This is a genomic window from Fredinandcohnia onubensis, from assembly GCF_002734285.1.
GTDB classification, from domain to species: domain Bacteria; phylum Bacillota; class Bacilli; order Bacillales; family Bacillaceae_L; genus Ferdinandcohnia; species Ferdinandcohnia onubensis_A.
Genome location: NZ_NSEA01000001.1, coordinates 1 through 19519 on the forward strand (window position 1 = coordinate 1; position 19519 = coordinate 19519).

Below are 19519 nucleotides of genomic sequence, written 5' to 3' on the forward strand. Positions count from 1 at the left end.
TAGAATTAAACGTTGACGCTTGTATTATGTTTAGTTTTCAAAGAACTTGTCTATCGCCCCGAAGCGACTTTATTAATATATCACATTATCATTATTAAAGTCAATTACTTTTTTAAAATAATAATGTTGAATGGATAAGACTTTTAAAAGTATATATGCAAAAGTCCTTTTAATCAAGTGTTTAATTAAAAAATGTTTTTCTACTTCACTTTTAGCAAAAAAATAAACCTCCAAATTCGGAGGTGATCAGATAATCTCTTCAATGTAGACTTCACGGTCAGCTTTTAAATCCAAGAATTCATTTTCATTCATTTTTAGCAATGGCCTAGTGGGCTGTGATTTATCAATAAACACAATTTCTCCAGATTGCCCATTTGAGAGTTTTACTCTTGTTCCAATGGATATAATTCCAACACTATTTGTTAAGGCTTCGACTACTTTTATATCGAGTTTTCCGAACGATTCGCTCCTAATCTCTTCAAGGACTTCGAAGGGAGACTGGCGGTTACTGTATGGTCTTTCTGAGGTCATCGCCGAGTACACGTCGGCTACTGCAACAATCTTTCCAAATGGATGCAGTCTCTCCCCGGTAACCCCGAGTAGGTAACCTGTTCCATCAATTCGTTCATGATGCTGGAGAACTGCTAATTTTACACTGTCCTTTATAAGGGGAATCTTTTCAATGATTCGGTAGCTGTATAATGGGTGTTTTTTTACTTCTTTATACTCTCCATAGGTAAGTGATGTATCCTTTGTTAGAATTTTTGGGTCTATTTTAGACATTCCACAGTCACTAAGTAATCCAGCTATGGCTAGATGATTGCAATCTCCCTCGTTGAACTCCAGCTTTTTTCCTAGGAATCCTGAAAGTAACCCTACTGTGACAGAATGATGGTACATATAGTCATCTCGGTTTATATATTTATATAATGAGAATATTTCCTTTGGTTGTTCTAGTATTCTTTTTAGGAGGGGAAGTATTATTTGGCGTACTTTAGTGATATCTAAGAGAGCTCCTGCTTGCCAGCTTTGGAACAGTTGTTTATATTCTCCTACAGATTTGAGATAAGCCTCCGCAATCGAGCTTTCTTCTTTTACAACTTCTACTTCCTCTACTATTTCAGTAGGAGTGAAAGACTCACCGTTGATTAAAAATGCTTCTACTTGTACATCTTGTACCAAAAATACGTGAAGAACTTGTATATGTTCCTTTGTTAATACTGTGTTTTTAGGAATAATTGGTGAATTTGTTAAGGAAAAGATGTCATCTGAGATAATGCATCCTTCTTGTAACTGGCTTGTCCTTACACGCATTTTTAATTCGCCCTCATCTTTCGTTAAATACTAGTACCATTTTACCAAAAAAAGAGAAATACTGCACTTGCAGCATTTCTCTTATCATAAAGTTTATTCAGTCTCTTCTTCGTTATTTGGTTGTTCATCAGTGACTGTCTCTTCTACAGCCTCTACTGATTCATCCTCAAGTTCCTCTACTTCTTCCTTTTCTACAACTGCAACTGTTGCTACATGCTCATTTTCGTCTAGTCGAATGAGCTTAACACCTTGGGTTGTACGGCCAATTTGTGAAATATCATTAATTGACATTCTAATTAAGACACCTGCAGCTGTAATAAGCATAAGGTCATTTTCTTCTGTTACAGCTTTAACTGCAATTACTTTACCGTTCTTTTCGGTAATATTAACAGTTTTGAGTCCCTTACCACCACGGCTTTGAATGCGGTACTCACCTGCTGGGGTACGCTTGCCATAACCATGTTCAGTAACAATTAAGACATCTAGATTGTCTTCGAGTATTTCCATTCCTACTACATCGTCACCTTCAGAAAGGTTAATGCCTTTAACTCCCGCAGCCGTACGACCCATAGATCTTACATCTGACTCAGGGAAGCGAATAAGCATACCGTCCTTTGTTCCAATGATAATGTCTTTCGATCCGTCGGTTAGTCGAACAGAAATAAGTTCGTCACCTTCATGCAATCCAACAGCTATTAATCCACCTTTACGAATATTCGCAAATGATGATAACGGAGTTCGTTTTGAAATACCCTTTCTTGTTGTGAAGAACAAGAACCAATCATCAACTAGTTCAGATACAGGAATAATGGCATTGATCCATTCTTCTTTATCAATTTCTAGTAGGTTAATAATTGGGATTCCTTTTGCTGTCCTACTGAATTCAGGGATTTCATAGCCTTTTAAACGATAGACCTTTCCTTTATTTGTGAAGAAAAGGATTGTATCATGGGTTGAGGTTGATAGAAGATGTTCGACGAAGTCATCTTCATTTGTTCCCATTCCTTGAATGCCTCGGCCACCACGTTTTTGGCTACGGTATGTTGAAACTGGAAGACGCTTAATATACCCTTTGTTTGTGAGAGTAATGATGATATTCTCTCTAGGAATTAAATCTTCATCTTCAATCATTTCAAGCCCACCTGCTAGAATTTCAGTACGTCTTGTATCATTAAAACGTTCTTTAACTTCTAATAGCTCTTCACGAATAATTTCTAGAACTTTTTCCTCATCTGCTAAAATTGCCTTTAATTCTGCAATTAATGCAACAAGCTCTTGATATTCCGCTTCAATTTTATCACGTTCTAGACCTGTTAAACGCTGTAAACGCATATCTAAAATCGCTTGTGCTTGTTTTTCAGATAAGTTGAATCTTGTCATTAAGCCTTCGCGAGCGATATCCGTATTTTGTGAGCCACGAATTAACGTAATAATTTCATCAATATGATCCAACGCAATACGTAAACCTTCTAAAATATGAGCTCTTGCTTCAGCTTTTCGAAGCTCGAATGCTGTTCTGCGTTTAATTACAACAACTTGATGATCTAAGTAATATTGTAAGCATTGCTTTAAATTTAGGACTCTTGGATGCCCATTTACTAGAGCTAGCATGTTGATTCCAAAAGTTGTTTGCAATGCAGTATGTTTATATAAATTGTTTAAAAGAACATTCGCGTTTGCATCTCTTCTTACTTCCATCACGATTCTCATACCATTTCGGTCTGATTCATCACGAAGGTCTGTTATGCCGTCAATCTTTTTATCACGAACTAATTCTGCAATTTTTTCAATTAATTTAGCTTTATTTACTTGGTAAGGAAGTTCTGTTACAAGGATAACTTCCTTGCCATTTTTCATCTCTTCTATTTCTACTTTTGCACGTAGGGTAATGGAGCCCTTTCCAGTTTCATAAGCTTTTCTAATTCCACTTCTACCAAGAATATGTCCAGATGTAGGGAAGTCTGGTCCAGGTATGATATCCATTAACTCAGCAATGGTTATCTCAGGATCCTTACTTACTGCTAGTACGCCATCAATAACCTCACCTAATTGATGCGGTGGAACATTCGTTGCCATACCTACTGCGATTCCCGCTGCACCATTTACTAAAAGATTAGGGAAACGAGCAGGGAGAACAGCCGGTTCTTTTTCCGAACCATCGTAGTTATCTTGGTAATCAATTGTATCCTTGTTAATATCACGCAGAAGTTCCATTGATATTTTGGACATACGCGCTTCCGTGTAACGCATGGCTGCTGCCGCATCACCATCTACTGAACCAAAGTTTCCGTGGCCATCAATAAGCATATAGCGGTAGTTAAAGTCCTGTGCCATACGAACCATCGTATCGTAAACTGCAGAGTCACCGTGTGGGTGGTATTTACCAATTACTTCACCTACGATACGAGCAGATTTCTTATAGGCTTTATCAGATGTCATCCCTAAGTCGTTCATAGCATATAAAATCCTGCGGTGAACTGGCTTTAGACCATCACGAACATCTGGTAGGGCACGTGACACAATAACACTCATCGCATAATCTAGAAATGATGTTCTCATTTCATGGCTAATATTTATCTCGTGAATATGCGAGTTTTGATTTTCAGACATAAAAAGAAACCTCCCTTTATCAGGGGTATAAAATAAATGTGGATTCTTATTTTAACCCATTCAAATATATAACTAAAACACAGGATAGTAACGAAAGGCGCAAGGCACCCACTTATCGAAAACAAGCATAAGCAATGGGCTTAAGACTCGGAACGATAACGCCTAGAGCTAGATTTCAAAACTATCCTGTAAAATATCGTTAGACATCCAAGTTTTTCACGTACTGTGCATTCTCTTCAATGAAATTACGTCTAGGTTCAACCTTATCACCCATCAGCATTTCGAATGTTTCGTCTGCCTCAATTGCATCCTGAAGGGTAACCTGGAGCATTGTTCGGTTGTTAGGATCCATTGTGGTTTCCCAAAGCTGTTCTGGATTCATTTCACCAAGACCTTTATATCGTTGAATACCAGGCTTTGGATTACTTGGCATTTCCGCTAAGTATTTCTCTAGTTCGCGGTCATTATATGCGTATTCAACACGTTTACCTTGTTGAATTTTATATAATGGCGGTTGTGCTATATAGATAAATCCATGTTCGATAATCTTGCGCATAAATCGATAAAAGAACGTTAATAATAAAGTCCGAATATGTGCACCGTCAACATCAGCATCTGTCATGATGACGATTTTATGATAACGCGCCTTTGCGATATCAAAATCTTCTCCAATACCCGTTCCTAATGCAGTAATCATAGAACGTACCTCATTATTGGATAAAATTCGATCAAGTCTTGCTTTCTCAACGTTTAGGATTTTTCCCCTAAGTGGCAGAATCGCTTGGAAATGACGATCGCGACCTTGTTTTGCAGAACCACCCGCTGAATCACCCTCAACAATATAAAGCTCACTAATGGAAGGGTCCTTTGATGAACAATCAGCAAGCTTTCCTGGTAAGCTTGAAACCTCTAATGCACTTTTTCTTCTTGTTAATTCACGTGCTTTTTTCGCAGCCATTCGTGCTCTAGCTGCCATTGTTCCTTTTTCAACAACTTTACGAGCAACTGACGGATTTTCTAATAGAAAAGCCTCAAATTTCTCTGAGAAGACAGATTCAGTTACTGTCCTTGCTTCACTATTTCCGAGCTTTGTTTTTGTTTGTCCCTCAAATTGTGGATCTGGATGCTTAACAGAGATGATTGCAGTTAGTCCTTCACGAACATCATCACCAGTTAAATTTGCATCATTATCTTTGAATATATTATTTTTACGTGCATAATCATTGATAATCCGTGTTAATGCTGTTTTAAATCCAGATTCATGTGTTCCACCTTCATATGTGTGGATATTATTTGCGAAAGAATAAATATTACTTGTATAGCTATCATTGTATTGAAGGGCAATTTCTATTGAAATTCCTTCTTTTTCACCTTCGACGAAAACTGGCTCTTCATGAATCACTTCTTTAGTACGGTTGAGGTGCTCAACGTATGACTTGATTCCACCCTCATAATGATATTCTTTACGTTTGTTTTCTTCCCGTTTGTCTTCGATTGTGATTTTAACGCCTCTAGTTAAGAACGCAAGCTCACGAAGTCGAGTCGCAAGTATATCAAATTCATACTCAAGGGTCTCCGTGAAGATTTCACCATCCGGCTTAAAATGTGTAATCGTACCAGTATGATCAGTTTCACCAATCACTTTTAGTTCAGAAGCGACGTGACCACGTTCAAATGCAATATGATGAACCTTACCATCACGATGTACATACACCTCTAATTTTGTAGAAAGTGCGTTAACAACAGAAGCACCAACGCCATGCAATCCGCCAGAAACCTTGTAGCCACCACCGTCAAATTTCCCACCTGCGTGGAGAACAGTCATGATTACTTCAACGGCTGGACGACCCATTTTTTCATGGATACCAACCGGAATTCCACGTCCGTTGTCTTTTACAGTGATACTATTATCTTCTTCGATGACGACATTAATCTCGTCACAATAACCCGCTAATGCTTCATCAATACTATTGTCGACAATTTCCCATACTAGATGGTGCAGACCTTTTCCAGAAGTTGAACCAATATACATACCAGGACGCTTTCTTACTGCTTCTAAACCTTCTAAGACCTGTATTTGATTCTCATCATATTCTTGTTGTTGCAATTCTTTTTCTTCCATTGCCACCAATATCACCTACACTTTATATTAACGAAAAAAAGAACAAGTTTTGAGTTTCTTTCATGCTTATATTTCATCTAAAATTGTTTCAAAATCGGAAACATGTTGCGAACGTTTTTTTAATGTACTAGAGGATAAAGGTGAATAATAAACTTTATCAACAGTAACTACCACTGATTTTGTATTTCCATTAGACAATTCTACCACTCTGTCTTTTTGTACATCTAGAAATTCATTAACGATAGAGGAGGATTTTAAAAGCTGTCGATCTAATATCGTAATCACATCTGATGAACGAACCATTACATTGTCTCCCAAATGTATGAACAAACTCATCACCTCATTTAAGCTTTTTTATGAGTCCTGCAGACACCTCATAGGTTGCGGCCTGCTCTAACGTTTCATGATTGATCCCCTCAACGCTCGTTGTTGTAACAAAGGTTTGTACCTTACCTTGAATTGTATTTAATAAATGGGACTGTCTAAAATCATCCAGTTCCGATAGAACATCATCTAATAATAGAATTGGGTATTCCCCAATCTCTGAATGAATTAATTCTATTTCTGCTAGCTTTAAGGATAGGGCGGTCGTACGTTGCTGGCCCTGGGATCCGAATGTTTGAACATCCTTTCCATTCACAAAAAATGCAAGGTCATCCCGATGTGGCCCCGCTAATGTAACACCTCTTTCAATTTCCCTCTCTCTTATTTTAGCAAATTTTTCGTCATATACATCTACCATTTTCGACAAATCCGTTGTTTCTAATACCTCAATTGAAGGTTTATATTCAATTTGAAGCCTTTCTAGACCTCTACTAATTCCATGATGAATTGGTTCAGCCCATTTTTGTAATAAAACAAGGAATTCAAATCGTTTTTTAACAATTTTAACGGCCGCTTGAATTAATTGTGAAGTTAGTACATCAAGCATGGTTTGATCATGTTGTCTTTTAGTTTGAAGCTGCTTTAAATAGTGGTTCCGCTGGTGGAGGATTTTTTGATATTGACTTAGGTCATGTAAATATACTGCAGATACTTGCCCAATTTCCATATCAATAAATCGTCTTCTTATCTGTGGGCTACCCTTTACAAGATTTAAATCTTCTGGGGCAAACATAACCACGTTCATATTTCCTACATATTGGCTCAGCTTTTGCTGTTCCAAATGATTACTTTTTGCTTTTTTACCCTTTTTAGAGATAACGAGCTGCAAGGATAAGGGGCCGTTCCGTTTTTGAACCCTACCCTCTATTTTAGCATATTCTTCATCCCAGCGAATCAATTCTTTATCATTTGAGGTCCGATGTGACTTTGCCATGGCTAAAACATAGATAGATTCCATCACATTTGTCTTTCCCTGTGCATTTTCACCTAAAATGACATTCACTTTATCTTCAAAAAATATGGATAATTTTTCATAATTACGATAATTCGTCAGTTCTATTTCTTCTATGAACAAATGGCTTCACCCTTTGCGCACAAGCGCGAGGGGCAGTCCCCCGCAGCTTAAGCATTTGATATGACAAACGTTCCAAAGCCAGGAATGTCTACTACATCCTTATTTACTAGCTTTTTACCGCGGCGATTCTCTAGCTCTCCATTTACATAGACTTCATGTTCACCAAGAAACCATTTTGCCATTCCACCTGATTGGATGATATCGGCTAGCTTTAAAAACTGTCCCAATGTAATAAAGTCTGTCGAAATTTGTATTTCTTTCGCCATTTTTTCGCCTTCTTTCTATTTATTTTACTAAAGAAAATCCAACTAGAAAAGAAAACTACTAGGTTTTTACGACCTAGTAGTTCATTCTTTGTCTTAATAAGTGCGCACTGGAAGAATCAAATGAAAGACAGTATCGTCATCAAGTGCTTTGATATAGAACGGTCTCATGGCGCCTGTAAAGCTAATACGAATTTCAGAACTTTCCAATGCTTTTAATGCATCCATCATATATTTTGCACTAAAAGAAATCTTTAATTCTTCACCTTCAATGGATTTACTTTGGATTTCTTCATTTACTTTCCCAATTTCAGGAGAAATGGACGAAATTTCGACCACTCCATCAGGTAAAGTTGTAAATTTAACAACATTATTATTTGCTTCTCTTGCAAGTAGAGAGGCACGATCAATCGATTGTAAAAATTCCTTCGTTGCTAATACTACCTCAGTTTTACTATCAGTTGGGATAAGTCTAGTCGTATCTGGATAGCTACCATCTAATAAACGAGAGAAGAATAAAAGATGTTTTGTTTTAAAGAGAACTTGGTTTTCGGTAATGACAATATCAACTAAATCTGTTGTATCATCAAGAATTTTACTTAATTCATTTAAGCTTTTACCTGGAATTACTGCACTATAGGATCCATCATTTTCTGTTTCGATATGTGCCGTTCTCATCGCAAGACGGTGACTATCTGTGGCAATACAATTGAGTGTACTATTTTCAACCTTCCAATTTACACCTGTTAATATAGGGCGAGTTTCAGAAGTGGAAACAGCAAATACCGTTTGTCGAATCATATTTTTTAGTAAATCAGCTGGAATTTTAAATCCTTGGTTTCCTTCAATTTGAGGCAACTGTGGATATTCTTCAGCATCAAGTCCATTTAAGTTAAATTCAGCTTTTCCGGAACGAATTATAGTTAATAAATTGGAATGAACTTCAATTTCTACCGTATCCTTAGGAAGTTTCTTAACAATTTCACTAAAAAAACGAGCTTGTAAAACAATACTTCCAGTTTCTTTAATTTCAACAATTTCATCTCCAGCTTCTTCATTAGGAATAAATGATTCTATGGAGACATCGGAATCACTACCTGTAAGTGTTACTCCTTCATCTGTGGCAACTATTTTAATCCCTGTTAAGATCGGAATGGTTGTTCGTGAAGATACAGCTTTCATTACATCTTGAACACTTTGAACAAGATGGTCTCTTTGAATAATAAATTTCATCAAAAATCCTCCTAAAGATAGTTCTATTTTTGATTTCGTGTGAATACACTTTTAGTTTATATATATTTATTTTTTTAAAAGAAAAATCGTAGAAGTACTAGTAGGGCCTGTGAATATGTGGATAACCGCAACGAAACAAATGAAAACAGTCTATCCACATGTGGACAGACTGTGCGCAACAACAAAGAAGTTATTCACAGTATTCACGTTACAAGTACTTGTCCAAATTAAAAAGATGAAACCATCTATGGGGTTTAACCCTTTAATTGTGTAATGATTTCATTTATTTGTTTTTGTAATTGAGTGTCTGTATTTAATAGTTTTGTGATTTTTTCATGAGCATGAATGACCGTTGTATGGTCACGGCCTCCAAACTCTTCTCCAATTTTAGGCAGTGAGGAATCTGTTAGTTCCCTTGATAAATACATTGCAATTTGACGAGGGAATGCAATGGATTTTGTTCGCTTTTTCGCCTTGAAATCCTCAAGTTTTATACTATAGTGCTGACCAACGACCTTTTGAATCTCAAAAATTGTAATTACTTTTGGTCTAGAACTTGGAATGATATCTTTTAAAGCCTCTGCGGCAAGGTCCGCATTTATATCTTTATTAATTAAAGAAGAATATGCAACGATACGAATAAGCGCACCTTCAAGCTCACGAATGTTCGTGTTGATTTGGTTCGCAATATATAGCATAACTTCATTTGGAATATCAAGTCCTTCTGCCTTGGCTTTTTTGCGTAAAATCGCAATTCTTGTTTCAAGGTCTGGAGGGGTAATATCGGTAATCAATCCCCATTCAAAGCGGGAGCGAAGACGATCCTCTAAAGTAGGAATCTCCTTAGGTGGTCTATCACTAGAAATGACAATTTGCTTACTTTCCTCATGCAAGGTATTGAACGTATGGAAAAATTCTTCTTGAGTTGATTCTTTTCCAGCTAAAAACTGAATATCATCTATAAGTAAGATATCGACATTTCTGTATTTATTTCTAAATTCAACCGCTTTGTTATCCCGTATGGAGTTAATGAATTCATTTGTAAATTTCTCAGATGATAAGTAGACAACCTTTGCATTTGGATTATGCTCTTGAACATAATGACCAATGGAATGCATTAAATGAGTCTTACCTAATCCAACACCACCATATAAAAAGAGTGGGTTATAGGCTTTTGCTGGTGCTTCTGCAACTGCTAAGGATGCAGCATGTGCAAAGCGATTCCCAGAGCCAATTACAAATGTATCAAATGTGTATTTTTGATTGAGCATATTTTGAGAGTTTTCAGCTGGCTCATCGTTTTTCGTAGCCTTTTTCTCAGGTGTTTTCAATTCGAATTCTTCATCTAGCTGATTTTGAGGAATAATAAATTTGATTCCGAGCTCTGCACCGGTTAGATCATATATTGTTTCAGCAATTAGATGCAGATATCTAGATTCTAGCCAATCTCTAGCAAACTCATTGGGAGCAGTAATAATAAGTGTATCGTTCTGTAGTGCATGGGCCTTTGTTGATTTTAGCCAAGTCTCAAAGCTCGGCTTGCTTAATTTTTTCTCTATCTCTTGGAGCGCTTTTGCCCATAAATCTGCAATATTCTCCAACAATCTCCCTCCTTTGTTAGCTATTTTGTACTTACCAAGGTAAGTAGACGATGTTACGTCTGAAATTTCTTCTACTAATTATGATTAATCAAATGTATAAAAATAAGTCTTTATGCAGCTATTTTTCAGTAAATGAATATAAGTTTATAAATATACATACTTGGCAATTTGTGAATAACTATATAATATAGTAGAAAAACATCTTTTCGACATAATCCACTGATTGTGGACAAGTTGTAATTCACAGTGTGCAAAAATCTGTCCACATGATATCCACATTCTGTGGATAAAAGAAAATTGTTAATAACTTATAACGAGTGAAAACAAAACTATAATATCAAATAATGACTAGATAATCAATGGTTTTTGAAAACTTATCCACAATATCTATACCTTGTGGAAAATGTTTATCCACAACACAAGATGATGTGTAAAAGTTGTCGATAAATGTTGTGGATTAAAAAAAGTGTCGAAAAAAGTTGTCCACAATTAGAAAAGTGGAAGTGGCTTGCCCAGAAACGAAAAAATTGGAGGCTCTGACTCAGTGGTGTTTTTTACCTCTGAAGGAGGAGGTGAAGCTTCCCGAATTTCTAGGCGTTTTAGCTGGACAATTAGAATAGGAGAAAAAATTTAACGAGTGAGGAAATTTGCAAGCAGCAGTACAAGATCATAATTCCCTTTTTCTAAACAAAAAATCCTTATCCAAAATATAGTATTTCAAATAAGGTTGACATTTTTTATAGGTTTTCAATATAATTAGTAAGACTGTCTGATGTATAAGATGAGAGTTAATTCCTCAGGGAGGTGTCATATAAATGAAAAGAACATATCAACCAAGCAAACGTAAGCACAGCAAAGTTCACGGTTTCCGTAGTCGCATGAGTTCTAAAAACGGACGTAAAATTCTTGCTCGTCGTCGTCAAAAAGGAAGAAAAGTATTATCAGCATAGGCCACTGAAAGCTCAGTGGTCTTTTTTTCAATAAAAAGGTTTATTTCAATTTTTCTATTGCCCATACTAGGAAAAGTGGAACAAAGGGTAGTAGATCATAGAAATTGAACGTTGTTTCGTCATACGGGAGTTGTAAAGGATGAAAAAAGAATACCGTATAAAAAAAAATCAAGATTTTCAAACGGTGTTTAAGTCAGGAAAATCTTCAGCTAATCGGCAATTTATTGTTTATGTTTATGAACGGGATGAGCTCGAACATTTTCGCATTGGCTTATCTGTGAGCAAAAAAATTGGAAACGCTGTTACTAGAAACAGAATCAAAAGGCTAATTCGCCAATTCTTTCTTGAACACAAAGATCAAGTCCAAATCAAGGATTATGTGATCATTGCCAGGAAGCCGGTTGCCGAGATGACCTATGCTGAAGTGGAGAAAAGCCTACTTCATGTTTTAAAGGTGGCAAAAGTGTTAAAAAAAGTGCAAAAGTAGAAGATTTTTTCGAAGGAAAGAAAGAAATTTTCATACAAAGATGGTAGAATACAAGGGGACATATTGATTTTTTCTTGGATGAGTATGTTTTTTTAATAAATGGATAAATATTTACCTTTAGGATATTTAGAACTAGGAGGAAATGTAGTTGAAAAGGCGAATATTATTAATAAGTGCGCTAATTGGGTTAACGCTACTATTATCAGGGTGTACTGAAATCAATGATCCGATTACCGCAGAAAGTGAAGGATTTTGGAACAAATATTTTGTATATCCATTATCTTGGTTGATTACATATTTTGCTGAACTTACAAGTAATAGCTATGGGTTAGCCATTATTATTGTAACACTTTTAATTCGTTTTGCATTATTACCATTAATGATTAAACAAACGAAAAGTTCGAAGGCAATGCAGGCCATACAACCTGAGCTTAAAGAACTTCGTGAAAAGTACAGCTCAAAGGACCAAGCTACTCAACAAAAGCTACAACAGGAAACAATGCAGTTATTCCAAAAGCATGGTGTCAATCCATTAGCTGGATGTTTCCCATTATTGATTCAAATGCCAATTTTAATTGGTTTTTACCATGCGATCATGAGAACGAGAGAAATTGCTGAACATAATTTCTTATGGTTTGATCTTGGAGAATCAGATCCATATTATATTCTTCCTTTAGTTGCTGGTGTAACGACATTTATCCAGCAAAAGATTACAATGATGGGGATGGAAAACAATCCGCAAATGGCGATGATGTTATGGTTGATGCCAATCATGATTGTTGTCTTTGCAATTAGCTTCCCAGCTGCCTTATCATTATACTGGGTTGTAGGTAATATCTTTATGATTGTTCAAACGATTTTAATAAAAGGTCCAGATATTAGAGCTGCTAAATCTGGAAATGCGGGAGGAGCCAAAAAGTGAAACAAGTAACTGCTACAGGGCAAACCGTCGATGAAGCAGTAGAATCAGCTTTAGCTCAACTTAACACAACAAGAGACCGCACCGATATACAAATCATCGATGAGGGTAAAAAAGGGATATTTGGGATTTTTGGAACGAAGCCAGCTGTTGTTAAAGTAACAGTAAAAGTTGATCCAGTAGAAAAGACACAGGAGTTTTTAGAAAATGTCATTTTAACTATGGGGATACCGGCAAAATTGGATGTTACGCGGAATGGAAAGAATGTTACATTCCAACTATCGGGTGAAAAGATGGCCGTTCTTATCGGAAAAAGGGGACAAACCTTAAATTCGCTTCAATATTTAACACAATTGGTAGCAAATCGATATTCCGATCAATACTTAAATATTATGGTGGATGCTGAGAACTATCGAGGCCGTCGTGAAGAAACCTTGATTCAATTAGCGGAGAGACTTGCCGATAAAGTTAGCCGGACGAAGCAAGATGTAAAGTTGGAACCAATGCCTTCTTATGAGAGAAAAGTCATTCACACAACTCTTGCAACTCATAAAAAGGTTAAAACATCATCAAGTGGATCTGATCCAAATCGACATATCGTTATTTCACCAGCAGATTAAAATAAAAGAAGCCTAGGCGATTGCCTAGGTTTTTTTGTGCATTTTTTAAGAGGAAGTAGAAAATCAAAATGTTATATACAGGCTGTTATATAACAATAATGATGGTAATTTATTGCGTTTATGAGCATTCTCTATTATTGTTATTCACATGTGGATAAGATAAAATGGAGTATAGTTTTTGTTTTGGGAAAACTAGGAGTTGTTATCCTTGTGGATAATTAGGTAATACTAGTAAAAAATGAATGTTAATAGTTATTCACAGGTTTTAAAAAGCCAAATTACAAAGAAACATTTGGAATGTTGATATAAAGAAGGTGAAGAAATGGAGTTTGATACAATAGCAGCAATTTCAACTCCAATGGGAGAAGGAGCAATTGCAATTGTTCGGTTAAGCGGGGATGAAGCAATTGAAATTGCAAATCAAGTATTTAAAGGGAAGAATTTAAAAGAGGTTGACTCACATACCATCCATTATGGACATATCGTTGATCCAGATACAGACCAGGTCGTTGAGGAAGTAATGCTAACCTTGATGAGGGAACCAAAGACTTTCACAAGAGAGGATGTAATTGAAATCAACTGCCATGGGGGACTTGTATCGGTTAATCGGGTCCTGCAGCTTGTACTTACGAATGGAGCAAGACTAGCTGAACCAGGAGAGTTCACAAAGCGTGCGTTTTTAAATGGACGTATTGACCTCTCTCAAGCAGAGGCAGTCATGGATTTAATCCGAGCAAAGACTGACCGAGCAATGAGTGTTGCGATTGGTCAAATGGAAGGGAGATTATCGACCCTCATTAACCAATTACGTCAGGAATTACTTGAAACATTAGCCCATATTGAAGTAAATATTGATTACCCCGAATATGATGATGTCGAGGAAATGACGCATCATGTATTGCTTGAGAAAGCGAGACATGTACGCGATGAGATAATAAAGTTATTAGAAACTTCTAACCAAGGAAAAATTTTACGAGAAGGCTTATCTACTGTTATTATAGGTAGGCCGAATGTGGGGAAATCATCATTATTAAATAGCCTTGTTCATGAAAATAAGGCCATTGTTACCGACATTCCCGGTACAACTCGTGATGTAATTGAGGAATACGTAAATGTACGAGGTGTTCCATTACGTCTTGTTGATACAGCAGGAATCCGTGAAACAGAGGATATTGTTGAACGGATTGGAGTAGAACGTTCCCGAGAAGTTTTGAAAAAAGCGGATCTAATTTTATTGGTTTTAAACTATGGAGATGAGCTAACAGAAGAGGACGAGCGCTTATTTGAAGCTATTTCAGGTATGGAAACAATTGTGATTATCAATAAAACAGATCTTATGCAAAGAATTAATATGGAGAAGGTTAAGGAACTTGCTAAAGACAGTCCAGTCGTTACAACCTCTTTACTCGAAGAAAAAGGGGTAGATGCTTTAGAAAAAGCTATTTCATCATTGTTTTTTACTGGAACTGTTGAAGCAAATGATTTAACATATGTATCTAACTCTCGCCATATTGCTTTGTTAACACAAGCGAAAAAGTCAATTGAGGATGCCATATCAGGCACAGAATCGGACCTACCAATTGATATGGTTCAAATTGATTTAACAAGAACCTGGGAGCTATTAGGGGAAATTATCGGAGATGCTGTTCATGAAAGTTTAATTAATCAGCTATTCTCTCAATTTTGTTTAGGTAAATAGAAAGAATTAATTAGATGAGGAGGAAGTTAAATTGAGCTATGATGCCGGATATTACGATGTAGTCGTCATCGGTGCTGGGCATGCAGGCTGTGAAGCGGGCTTAGCCTCAGCGCGACTAGGTGCAAAAACACTCGTTTTAACAATCAACCTAGATATGGTGGCGTTTATGCCATGTAACCCATCAGTAGGTGGACCTGCAAAAGGCACAGTCGTTCGTGAAATTGATGCCTTGGGCGGAGAAATGGCAAAAAATATTGATAAAACTCATATTCAAATGCGAATGCTTAACACAGGAAAAGGTCCTGCAGTACGTGCGTTACGAGCTCAGGCAGACAAGTTTTCCTATCAGCATGAAATGAAGAAAACATTAGAAAATGAACAGAATTTAACCCTCGTTCAAGGGATGGTTGAGCGCTTAATTGTTGAGGATGACGTGTGTAAAGGTGTCATTACAAATACGGGTGCAGAATATCGTGCAAATACAGTTGTCATTACAACAGGTACTTTTTTACGCGGTGAAATCATTCTTGGTGAATTAAAGTACTCAAGTGGACCAAATAACCAGCAACCGTCTATTAAGTTATCAGAGCATCTCGAGGAGTTAGGTTTTAATCTAGTTCGTTTTAAAACTGGAACACCTCCACGGGTGAATAGTCATACGATTGACTATAGTAAAACAGAAATTCAACCTGGTGATGAAACACCGAGAGCATTTTCGTATGAAACGACAAAATACATTACCGATCAGCTTCCATGCTGGTTAACATATACAAGCGAAGAAACACATCAAATTATTGATGCAAACCTACATCGTTCACCGATGTATTCTGGCATGATTAAAGGGACTGGACCACGTTACTGTCCTTCTATTGAGGATAAAGTTGTTCGTTTCCATGATAAGCCTAGACATCAAATCTTCCTTGAACCAGAAGGTAGAAATACTCAGGAGGTATATGTACAGGGACTTTCTACAAGCTTACCTGAGGATGTTCAACATCGATTGATTGCATCTGTCCCAGGACTTGAAAATGCACAAATGATGAGACCAGGATATGCAATTGAATACGATGCAATTGTACCTACACAGCTTTGGCCAACACTTGAAACAAAAAAAATAAAAAACCTCTATACAGCGGGACAAATCAATGGAACGTCTGGGTATGAGGAAGCTGCAGCGCAAGGGATTATGGCAGGTATTAATGCAGGACGCCGTGCCCTTGATAAAGAAGAAGTTATTTTGAGTCGTTCAGATGCATATATTGGCGTACTTATTGATGACTTAGTAACAAAAGGTACAGCTGAGCCTTATCGTTTATTAACATCTCGAGCTGAATATCGTTTACTCCTTCGTCATGACAATGCAGATTTACGTTTAACAGAGCTTGGTCATGAAATTGGCTTAATTCCAGAAGAAAGATACCAAATGTTCCTGAATAAAAAGACAGCCATTCAACAAGAAATGGAGCGTCTCCAAGGGACTAGAATCAAACCAACCAACGAAGTACAAGAATTAATCCGCTCTGTTGGTGGAAGTGAGCTGAAGGATGGAATTTTAGCAAGTGATCTGCTGAAACGCCCAGAAATGACATATGATCATATACGGCAATTGGCTCCAAGCGAGCAAGAGGTCCACCCTGATGTTGCGGAACAAATTGAAATTCAAATCAAGTATGAAGGGTATATTCAAAAATCCTTGCAGCAAGTTGACAAACTAAAACGAATGGAAGATAAGAAAATCCCAGAAAACATTGATTATGATGCAATCTCTGGCTTGGCTAATGAAGCGAGAGCGAATTTAAAGGAAGTACATCCTCTATCTATTGCTCAAGCTTCAAGGATTTCAGGGGTAAATCCAGCTGATATTTCCATTTTACTCGTATATCTAGAGCAAGGAAAAATTGCTCGCGTAAATTAACTAGGAGAGAATGAAATGGACACTTCATTATTTAAAACTATGTTGGAAGAGAAGGGGATTTCCCTTTCTCCAACCCAACTTAATCAGTTTGAAACGTATTACAAATTATTAGTGGAATGGAATGAAAAAATGAACCTTACGGCGATTACAGAAAAGCCAGAGGTATATTTAAAACACTTTTTTGATTCTGTTTCGGCTGCATTCTATTTTGATTTTTCCAAAGAAGCCTCAATTTGTGATGTCGGAGCAGGTGCTGGATTTCCAAGTATCCCACTTAAAATTTGCTTTCCTCATTTAAAAATCTCGATAGTGGACTCACTACAAAAGCGAATTACGTTTCTTGAGGAGCTTTCAAGCGCATTACAGCTGGAGAATATGACATTCTATCACGATCGTGCTGAAACCTTTGGTCAAAAGGTAGATATTAGAGAGTCTTTTGATATTGTGATGGCAAGAGCTGTAGCTAGAATGTCTGTGTTAAGTGAATTATGCCTGCCTCTTGTTAAAGTAGATGGAGCATTTATTGCGATGAAGGCAGCTTCTGTTGCAGAGGAACTTGAGGATGGCAAGAAAGCCATCACAACACTAGGTGGTCAAGTGAGAGCTGTACATCACTTTTTATTACCGATTGAAAAAAGTGACCGAAATATCGTGATAATCGACAAGATAAAACCAACACCAAAAAAATACCCACGTAAACCGGGAACACCAAATCGTTCACCAATTAAATAATCTATTGGTGAACCTTTTTTTACATTGTACATTTGATTCATCATGAATTAGTAGAAAGATAGTAAGATTTTTATGAAATCCGTGTTATAATAGAAGGAATGAGAGAGAAAATAGAGAATTATTAACTTTATTCAGCAGAATTTTCTACTTATCTAAGTAGTGGGATGTATGTACGGTGTAACGATTTACGTGAGGCGTTCAATCGTTGGCTAAATAAAGTTAAGCCTCCGGCGGATGCCACGATTTTTCAATGGAAATTTTTCGAGCAGGCTCGAAAAAAATCGGGCGCAAATACGCCAAGGCGCATTTGATTAGTGGGAGTTCTAAGGGGTGGTGGAATTATGAGGCATCCATTTTCACGATTATTTAGTATCGGTGAAAAAGATGACAAACAACAAACGAATCAAGAACAGGTGGTAGAAACACAATTACAAGATTCAATAGAAGATGAAGAAACACACCTGAATGAAGAAGTTCGACAAATTCCGATAAATGAGATTGTTCCAAACCGATATCAACCAAGAACTGTTTTTGCAGAGGATAAGATTAGAGAACTAGCATTAACCATACGTACTCATGGAATTATTCAACCAATTGTTGTTCGACAATTCGCTGATAACCAGTATGAAATAATAGCTGGTGAACGACGTTGGAGAGCCGTTCAAACTCTTGAATGGGAGACAATTCCAGCCATTATAAAAGAATTCAATGATGCAGAAACTGCATCTGTTGCATTGATCGAGAACCTGCAACGTGAGGAACTGTCAGCCATTGAAGAAGCGTATGCTTATGCTAGATTACTAGAATTACATAGTCTTACACAGGAAGCGCTAGCTCAACGATTGGGTAAAGGTCAATCAACAATCGCTAATAAGTTACGTTTATTAAAGTTGCCTGAAGAAATTCAACAAGTACTCATGCAGAAAAAGCTTACAGAGCGACATGCGAGAGCTTTAATCCCTCTCAAGGATCCAGAGAAGCAAATTAAGCTTATGCATGACATTATTGAAAAAGAGCTGAATGTAAAGCAAACGGAGGATCGCGTTGTTAAAATCCTTGAACTAGAAAAGGAGAAAAAACGGCCAAAACCTAAATTTAAAGCAGTTAGCCGCGATATGAGAATTGCGATGAACACGATTCGTCAATCATTAACCATGGTTGAAGAAAGTGGTGTCTCTTTAAATACTGAAGAAGAAGAATTCGATGAGTTTTATCAATTTACAATCCGAATTCCCAAAAATAAATAGATTGAATTCCTTCCTTACCTAATTAGGGTGAGGAATTTTTTTAGTTCAATAATACTATTTAAAGTGGAAACTAGTAAAATTCATTCTATTTGTCATAGGAAATGTTTCACGTGAAACATTTTTGCCTGTTAATTTAGTAAAAAAAGATAAACCATATCATTTTTTCATGATAGAATAGAAAAAGTGATAGAATTAACTTATTCAATCGGGCTCACAAACCCCGTTTGAAAAGTTAAAGCCTCCGGCGGATGCCACAGATTTTCAAAGGTAATTTTTCGATCAAGCTCGAAAAAATCTGGGCGCAAATACGCCAAGGCGCATTTGATAAGGACCTCACTTTGTAAAAAA

General features: G+C 36.8%; 16 protein-coding genes. 8 read left to right on the forward strand and 8 right to left on the reverse strand.

All coding sequences use genetic code 11. The features are described 5' to 3' along the window. Positions 1–246: 246 nt before the first annotated feature. The 8 genes from CKJ95_RS00005 to dnaA all read right to left on the reverse strand — a co-directional run bounded on the left by CKJ95_RS00005 (position 247) and on the right by dnaA (position 10602). Entirely contained in the window at positions 247–1314 is a 1068-nt protein-coding gene (locus CKJ95_RS00005; RefSeq protein ID WP_099351361.1) for an HD-GYP domain-containing protein, read from the reverse strand. Positions 1315–1407: 93 nt separating this feature from the next. After that, on the reverse strand, positions 1408–3924 hold the full coding sequence (gyrA, locus tag CKJ95_RS00010; protein WP_099351362.1) for a DNA gyrase subunit A: 2517 nt from the start codon (positions 3922–3924) through the stop codon (positions 1408–1410). A gap of 199 nt (positions 3925–4123) precedes the next feature. Continuing rightward, positions 4124–6046, reverse strand: coding sequence for a DNA topoisomerase (ATP-hydrolyzing) subunit B (gene gyrB, locus CKJ95_RS00015; RefSeq protein WP_099351513.1), 1923 nt, complete (start codon positions 6044–6046; stop codon positions 4124–4126). 66 nt (positions 6047–6112) lie between these two features. After that, on the reverse strand, positions 6113–6376 hold the full coding sequence (gene remB, locus CKJ95_RS00020) for an extracellular matrix regulator RemB (protein WP_165918236.1): 264 nt from the start codon (positions 6374–6376) through the stop codon (positions 6113–6115). A gap of 10 nt (positions 6377–6386) precedes the next feature. Then, positions 6387–7505, reverse strand: coding sequence for a DNA replication/repair protein RecF (recF, locus tag CKJ95_RS00025; RefSeq protein ID WP_099351364.1), 1119 nt, complete (start codon positions 7503–7505; stop codon positions 6387–6389). Positions 7506–7552: 47 nt separating this feature from the next. Further along, on the reverse strand, positions 7553–7771 hold the full coding sequence (gene yaaA / locus CKJ95_RS00030) for a S4 domain-containing protein YaaA (protein ID WP_099351365.1): 219 nt from the start codon (positions 7769–7771) through the stop codon (positions 7553–7555). 93 nt (positions 7772–7864) lie between these two features. After that, the gene (gene dnaN, locus CKJ95_RS00035) at positions 7865–9001 is read right to left on the reverse strand and encodes a DNA polymerase III subunit beta (protein ID WP_099351366.1); all 1137 of its coding nucleotides are present in this window, start codon (positions 8999–9001) and stop codon (positions 7865–7867) included. Between the two features lie 254 nt (positions 9002–9255). After that, positions 9256–10602 (reverse strand): chromosomal replication initiator protein DnaA, encoded by a 1347-nt coding sequence (gene dnaA, locus CKJ95_RS00040; protein ID WP_099351367.1) that lies wholly within the window; start codon positions 10600–10602, stop codon positions 9256–9258. A gap of 815 nt (positions 10603–11417) precedes the next feature. On the opposite strand from dnaA, the gene rpmH reads away from it, so the two are divergent. From rpmH to noc, 8 genes are all read left to right on the forward strand, one after another. After that, positions 11418–11552 (forward strand): 50S ribosomal protein L34, encoded by a 135-nt coding sequence (gene rpmH, locus CKJ95_RS00045; protein WP_099351368.1) that lies wholly within the window; start codon positions 11418–11420, stop codon positions 11550–11552. Positions 11553–11691: 139 nt separating this feature from the next. Next, positions 11692–12039, forward strand: coding sequence for a ribonuclease P protein component (gene rnpA / locus CKJ95_RS00050; protein WP_099351369.1), 348 nt, complete (start codon positions 11692–11694; stop codon positions 12037–12039). Between the two features lie 148 nt (positions 12040–12187). Further along, positions 12188–12961, forward strand: coding sequence for a YidC family membrane integrase SpoIIIJ (spoIIIJ, locus tag CKJ95_RS00055; protein WP_099351370.1), 774 nt, complete (start codon positions 12188–12190; stop codon positions 12959–12961). After that, positions 12958–13578, forward strand: coding sequence for an RNA-binding cell elongation regulator Jag/EloR (gene jag / locus CKJ95_RS00060; protein WP_099351371.1), 621 nt, complete (start codon positions 12958–12960; stop codon positions 13576–13578). The genes spoIIIJ and jag overlap by 4 nt, the downstream gene beginning before the upstream one ends. A 322-nt stretch (positions 13579–13900) precedes the next feature. Beyond that, the gene (mnmE, locus tag CKJ95_RS00065) at positions 13901–15277 is read left to right on the forward strand and encodes a tRNA uridine-5-carboxymethylaminomethyl(34) synthesis GTPase MnmE (protein WP_099351372.1); all 1377 of its coding nucleotides are present in this window, start codon (positions 13901–13903) and stop codon (positions 15275–15277) included. Between the two features lie 31 nt (positions 15278–15308). Next, the gene (gene mnmG, locus CKJ95_RS00070) at positions 15309–17192 is read left to right on the forward strand and encodes a tRNA uridine-5-carboxymethylaminomethyl(34) synthesis enzyme MnmG (protein WP_099351373.1); all 1884 of its coding nucleotides are present in this window, start codon (positions 15309–15311) and stop codon (positions 17190–17192) included. 15 nt (positions 17193–17207) lie between these two features. Beyond that, positions 17208–17924: a 16S rRNA (guanine(527)-N(7))-methyltransferase RsmG gene (gene rsmG / locus CKJ95_RS00075; protein ID WP_099351374.1), complete on the forward strand. Its 717-nt coding sequence runs from the start codon at positions 17208–17210 to the stop codon at positions 17922–17924. A 341-nt stretch (positions 17925–18265) separates the two neighbouring features. Continuing rightward, the gene (gene noc, locus CKJ95_RS00080; RefSeq protein WP_099351375.1) at positions 18266–19171 is read left to right on the forward strand and encodes a nucleoid occlusion protein; all 906 of its coding nucleotides are present in this window, start codon (positions 18266–18268) and stop codon (positions 19169–19171) included. Positions 19172–19519: the final 348 nt, after the last annotated feature.